Genomic DNA, 6,091 nt, shown 5'->3' with positions numbered 1-6,091 from the left:
CCAATAGAGGGAAATAAAGAAGAAAGCTTTGAAATAAAAGGCAAAATTTCCTTTGGTATCCAGCTTATTATCTTCGAAATAGCGATTTACCCGACGTTTAAGTTCGGCATGGAAATCGGATTTTTCGGTAGGCTTAAAAGTGACTTTCTGTGACAAGGGTGCAAAAATGGGATATTTGGCTGAATAAAGTTTGTCTTCTTGTTTAAAATAAAAAAAGATACTGACAAAGGGGGAGAAAAAAGGTTTAAATTGGAGGAGGGTTGTTAGAATAATTTAAAGGAACAAACACAGGGAAAAAGGTGGGAAAAAGAAGAAAATCGTCTTAATTTCGGTTAAAAGAGAATAAGGCTATTGGGGAAAATAGTGAATGGGGTAAAGCAGTGGAAGGGCTAGGGGCTGATAGCCGAAGCAAAGGGAATTAAAAAATCATAGACAGCTTGTTGCATCGGACTTTACCAAACTTTAGGAAAGGGCTTGATTTTGGACTAAATCAGGAATAAAATAAATTTAAAAAACATTTTCGATTAAAATGATTGTCCATCGTATAATTTTTGGACAATTCAGCTAACTTCGCAGCCCGAAAAAAGGTATAACCTTCAAGCATGCAATTAACCAATCGCACCAAAGTAATCGAACAGAAGCCTATGACTTTGATGGAAAGGCTTTATCTTCCTGCCATTTTCAGTGGGTTAGTTGTTACTTTCCGACACCTTTTCAAGAAGAAAGTAACGATTAATTATCCTGAAGTAAAGAGGGAATTTTCCAATGTATACCGTGGGATGCACGTATTGAAACGTGATGATCAGGGTCGTGAAAACTGTACGGCTTGTGGGCTTTGTGCGGTAGCTTGTCCGGCAGAAGCCATTACCATGGAAGCTGCTGAACGTAAAAAGGGAGAGGAGAATTTATACCGGGAGGAGAAGTATGCAGCGAAGTATGAGATTAATATGTTGCGTTGCATTTTTTGCGGACTGTGCGAAGAAGCCTGTCCAAAGCAAGCCATTTATTTAACTGACCGAATTACACCGGCCAATTTTGAGCGTGATCGCTTTGTGTTTGGCAAGGATATCCTGGTTGAAGGTGTTGCGCCTCAAGAAAGGGTAGATGTAAGCAATCGGAAACAAAGAGCTACTTCATAACATTGGGATGACACATTATTTCTTTTACTTTTTATCGTTTTTAGCTGTGTTTTTTGCCGCCTTGGTGGTTCGTAGCAAAAATCCGGTTCACAGTGTTTTGTACTTGGTAATGACATTTTTTGCTATTGCCGGACATTATGTTTTATTAAATGCCCAGTTTTTGGCTGCGGTTCATATCATTGTTTATGCAGGGGCCATCATGGTTTTGTTTTTATATGTATTGATGATGATGAATTTGAACAAAGATTCGGAGCCCGGCAAATCGTGGATGGTACAAATTGCTGCGGTATTGGCTTCGGGTTTGCTTTTGTTGGTCATCACGGCATCGGTAAAAGGAGCGGATAGTTTACCGGTTAAAAGCAATGTTAGCACCTCGATCGGTTTACTTGAAAACCTGGGAAAAACCTTGTTTAACGAATTTATGTTGCCATTTGAAGTTTCTTCCATCCTGTTTTTAATTGCTATGGTAGGTGCAGTTATGTTGGGAAAGAAAGAAGAAACCGTTAACTCCTAAACCGGAATAACCACATGAATCAACTATTACTTGCAGCGCCATTATCGCATTACATTTTACTAAGTAGTTTGCTATTTGGTATTGGCGTATTTGGCGTTCTTTTTCGTAGAAATGCCATCATTATATTTATGTGCATCGAATTGATGTTAAATGCGGTGAACCTGCTTTTAGCTGCTTTTTCGGTACACCATGGTGATTCACAAGGTCAAGTATTTGTGTTTTTTATTATGGCAGTAGCTGCTGCAGAAGTAGCAGTTGGTCTAGCCATTTTGGCCATGATATACCGGAATACCGGAAGCGTGAACATCGAAACTCTTAGCAATATCAAACATTAAGTCAACCCCCAGCAATCGCATTAATGGAAAATTTTGCCTGGCTTATCCCCATCTTCCCACTAGCAGGATTCCTGCTAATAGCCTTATTACCCAAGTCCTTACCCAAAGGCTTTTTCGGAGCATTGGCTGCTTCAACCATCCTAGGATCGTTTTTATTGTCGGCCTTTTTGTTTTTGAACAACCAGGGGGAGTCTCAAACCATCCGTTTGTTTGATTGGATACACAGTGGAAATTTACAAATTCCTTTTTCTTTCTTAATTGATCCGCTATCCCTCATGATGCTGTTGGTTGTTACCGGTATCGGATTCTTAATTCATGTATATTCAATCGGTTACATGATTCACGACGACAGGTTTCAGCAGTTTATGAGCTATCTCAATCTGTTTGTGTTTTTTATGTTGCTGCTGGTTATGGGCGACAATTATATTGTCATGTTCACCGGTTGGGAGGGTGTAGGACTATGCTCGTATTTATTAATTGGATTTTGGTTCAAAAACACCGATTATAATAACGCTGCCAAAAAGGCCTTCATTATGAATCGGATTGGAGATTTAGGTTTCATATTGGGTATTTTCCTCATTTGGATCACGTTTGGTTCGGTTAATTATGCCGATGTGTTTTCAAGTGCCGAAGGCTTTACCAAGGGCAATACCACTTTGTTTGCCATTACCATGCTGTTGTTTGTAGGTGCAATGGGTAAAAGTGCCCAAATTCCTTTGTACACCTGGTTACCCGATGCCATGGCCGGACCAACACCGGTTTCAGCTCTTATTCATGCTGCCACCATGGTAACCGCCGGTATTTATATGATTGCCCGTAGCAATATCCTGTACACCCTTTCGCCCGATACGCTGAATTTTATCCTAATCATCGGAATGGCTACGGCTCTTATGGCTGCTACCATCGGCTTGTTTCAAAACGATATTAAGAAGGTTTTGGCATACTCTACCGTTAGTCAATTGGGCTATATGTTCATTGGCTTGGGTGCCGGAGCCTATACCGCCGGAGTTTTCCATTTGGTAACCCATGCCTTTTTTAAGGCTTTGTTATTCCTGGGTGCCGGGAGCGTCATCCATGCGATGGGAGGTGAACAAGACATTCGTAAAATGGGAGGTTTGAAAGGCCATATACCTGTTACCTACTGGACTTTCTTATTAGCAACAATCGCCATTTCGGGGCTACCACCCTTTGCCGGATTTTTCTCTAAAGATGAAATCCTGGCGCATGTTTATACCAAAAGCCCAATCCTTTGGGGATTCGGTATACTAGGTTCCATGCTAACGGCCTTCTACATGTTCCGTCTGTTGTTCCTGACCTTTTTTGGTTCTTTCCGCGGAACAAAACACCAATTGGAACATTTGCACGAATCACCATTGGTTATGACCGCACCTTTAATGGTACTGGCTGTTTTGTCGGTGGTTGGTGGTTTCTTGAATGTACCGGAAGTTTTGGGTGGAGGCGAAAGTCTTAAACACTTTCTGAAGCCGGTGTTTGAAGCAAGCGAATTGCGTTCCTTTGAACCTCATATTAGTCATACTACCGAAATGATGCTGATGGGACTTGCAGTATTGTTGGCTGGAGTTTCCATTTTCATGGCATTTACCACTTACCTTACCAAAAAGGAATTACCTACCGATGAGAGCGAAATGTCCTGGTTCCAACGCCTGGTATATAACAAGTACTATGTGGATGAAATTTACGAATCCATGTTTGTTAAGCCTTTACACTGGTTAAGCGGTAAAACAGAAAAATACGTAGAAAAAGAAATTATCGATGGGGCGGTAGAAGGAAGTGGAACTTTTACCCTAACCTTAAGCGGATTAATCCGTCAATTGCAAACCGGACATATTGGATTTTACCTTATTGCCATGGTTTTGGCCATAGCTTTTATTTTTTCAATGACTGTGATTTTCTAAGCACAAGACATGATTACGACTTTACTCATACTAATTCCCTTTATCGGTGGTTTATTGGCCTGGTTTTCAGGCAATAAATCGGCTCGTTTTATGGCCTTGGCCGCGTCTATCGTTACTTTAGGTCTTGCTAAATATGCCGCCTGGTCTTTTGATTCCGGTGCCGGAGAACAATTTTCTCTGAACCTGCCTTGGATTCAGGCAATCGGTACCAACTTCCATGTTGGCATGGACGGTATTTCTATTTTATTGGTTGCCCTTACTGCCTTCCTGGTACCTATTATTTTGTTATCAACCAAGGATGAAAAATATTCCAATCCGGCCTTGTTTTATGCGTTGGTATTATTCATGGAAAGCGCGTTAATTGGGGTGTTTACTGCCTACGATTCCTTCCTTTTTTACTTATTCTGGGAGCTGGCCTTAATTCCAATTTACTTTATTTGCCTGTTGTTTGGTGGTGAAGGTCGTTTTAAAATTACCCTGAAATTTTTTGCCTATACCCTGGCCGGCTCTCTGCTGATGCTGGTTGGCCTGGTTTACCTCCGAAGCATTAATCCTGAAAACAGTTTTGAATTTTCTTCCCTCTATAAAGTGGCATTGTCGAGCGGACAACAAACCAACTTGTTTTGGATGTTTTTAATTGCTTTTGCCATTAAAATGCCCATTTTCCCTTTCCACACCTGGCAGCCTGATACCTATACCAATGCTCCTGCCCAAGGAACCATGTTACTCAGTGGTATTATGTCTAAAATGGGTGTTTATGGACTTATTCGCGTTATTATTCCCATGTTCCCTAATGCGGTTAGTGAGTACGGACATTTGCTTATTGTACTTTCCATAGTAGGTATTATTTATGGTTCCTTAATTGCTTGGGTACAAACAGATTTTAAACGTCTTATTGCCTATTCATCGTTTGCTCACATCGGATTAATTGCTGCCGGAGTATTTTCAAACACCCAACAAGGACTCGATGGAGCGGTAGTTCAAATGATTGCCCATGGTATTAATGCAGTTGGCTTATTCATCGTTGTTGATTATGTAGAGCGTATTTCCGGAACCCGAACCATTTCGGCCCTTGGAGGTATTCGTACCATTGCACCGGCATTTGCCACCCTATTCTTACTTATTCTACTCGGTAGCGTTGGATTACCTTTAACCAATGGGTTTGTTGGAGAATTTTTGTTATTAAGCGGTGTATTTAAGTTTAAGGCAAGTGCAGCACTATTTGCAGGACTCACTATGATTTTGGGTGCAGTTTATATGTTACATGTATACCAAAAAACCATGCTGGGCGAACCAGGCGAATCTTCCAAAGGTTTTCAAGATAGCAAAGGATTAGATTTTGTATTGTTGAGTCTAATTGCCTTCGTTGTTTTCATGTCGGGTATCTTCCCTAATTTTCTTACTAACATCAGCGGTCCGGCAGTAGAATTACTGATGAAGTAGAATCTATTGATTTAGCATTCCTTTTCGTTTTCGAAGTTTAGCTAATTTCTTTTTTAGGTTTATAGGTATGCGGGCCCCCTACGCCCTACTGATGGCAGTAAATCATTCCGGCATATTGCATCGGGCTTCGGGTCACGCTTTCGGCTGTAGTCCTCGTAGTGCTTGGCTAGCGCCGCGCACTCCTGTGGGCTACTTGCCTCTATCGTTGCCCGAGGGTGCCAACCCAAGCATTAGGTTGAGACGCACCCAAACTACTAACCCTAACAGATTTGAATAAATTCTTATCCCGAGGCTATTAAAACACCTAAGCCCCTTCTTATTCATATTAGTCATTCCGAAAGGTAGAATGTACCGATAGCAATTCTGTATTAGTCCAATTATGCTTTGCATTAACCCAAATTCCAAAAGAAGTGAATCTTCTAGAATAAAACAGCTAACTACTGGCTGGCCTTCCTTTGACCAAAGATAATTTTGAAAGGAATAAGCTATATAAAACGTAGAAATTCTGGTCAAGGAAATGACCTTTAGTTAAGGTTTAGCTTTTTGATATTCAAAGGAATTTAATTTATGTCACTTTTTTTGGATGGATTGCTTGTTTTTAAAGGTATCCAAGAGGGCACTTCGTGAGTTGGCATTGCCCCAAAAAGTAACCATCCCGAAATTTCTTCGGGACTAGGCTCAGCAAACGTCCACCCGCTCTTGCTGTTCCCTGAAAAACTAAGCAATGGGTCAAAGATGGACGCT

General features: G+C 41.0%; 6 protein-coding genes. 5 read left to right on the top strand and 1 reads right to left on the bottom strand.

The window, feature by feature from the left end; genetic code table 11:
- Window positions 1-602: 602 nt before the first annotated feature.
- The 5 genes from K1X82_14445 to K1X82_14425 are packed head-to-tail and all read left to right on the top strand — an operon-like array spanning window position 603 to window position 5,347.
- Window positions 603-1,139 carry an NADH-quinone oxidoreductase subunit I gene (locus K1X82_14445; protein ID MBX7183308.1) on the top strand — a complete coding sequence of 179 codons (537 nt, stop codon included), beginning with the start codon at window positions 603-605 and terminating at the stop codon, window positions 1,137-1,139.
- A 7-nt stretch (window positions 1,140-1,146) separates the two neighbouring features.
- The gene (locus K1X82_14440; protein MBX7183307.1) at window positions 1,147-1,653 is read left to right on the top strand and encodes an NADH-quinone oxidoreductase subunit J; all 507 of its coding nucleotides are present in this window, start codon (window positions 1,147-1,149) and stop codon (window positions 1,651-1,653) included.
- A gap of 14 nt (window positions 1,654-1,667) precedes the next feature.
- The gene (nuoK, locus tag K1X82_14435) at window positions 1,668-1,988 is read left to right on the top strand and encodes an NADH-quinone oxidoreductase subunit NuoK (GenBank protein ID MBX7183306.1); all 321 of its coding nucleotides are present in this window, start codon (window positions 1,668-1,670) and stop codon (window positions 1,986-1,988) included.
- A gap of 23 nt (window positions 1,989-2,011) precedes the next feature.
- A complete protein-coding gene (gene nuoL / locus K1X82_14430; GenBank protein ID MBX7183305.1) occupies window positions 2,012-3,904 on the top strand; it encodes an NADH-quinone oxidoreductase subunit L in 1,893 nt (630 codons plus the stop codon).
- A gap of 9 nt (window positions 3,905-3,913) precedes the next feature.
- Window positions 3,914-5,347: an NADH-quinone oxidoreductase subunit M gene (locus K1X82_14425; GenBank protein ID MBX7183304.1), complete on the top strand. Its 1,434-nt coding sequence runs from the start codon at window positions 3,914-3,916 to the stop codon at window positions 5,345-5,347.
- A gap of 560 nt (window positions 5,348-5,907) precedes the next feature.
- On the opposite strand, the gene K1X82_14420 is transcribed toward K1X82_14425, so the two are convergent.
- Window positions 5,908-6,091, bottom strand: a 184-nt coding sequence (locus K1X82_14420) for a hypothetical protein (GenBank protein MBX7183303.1), incomplete at its 5' end; no start/stop codon positions are given.

Source organism: Bacteroidia bacterium (assembly GCA_019695265.1).
Classification (GTDB): domain Bacteria; phylum Bacteroidota; class Bacteroidia; order JAIBAJ01; family JAIBAJ01; genus JAIBAJ01.
This window is presented reverse-complemented; position numbering and strand designations above follow the sequence as displayed.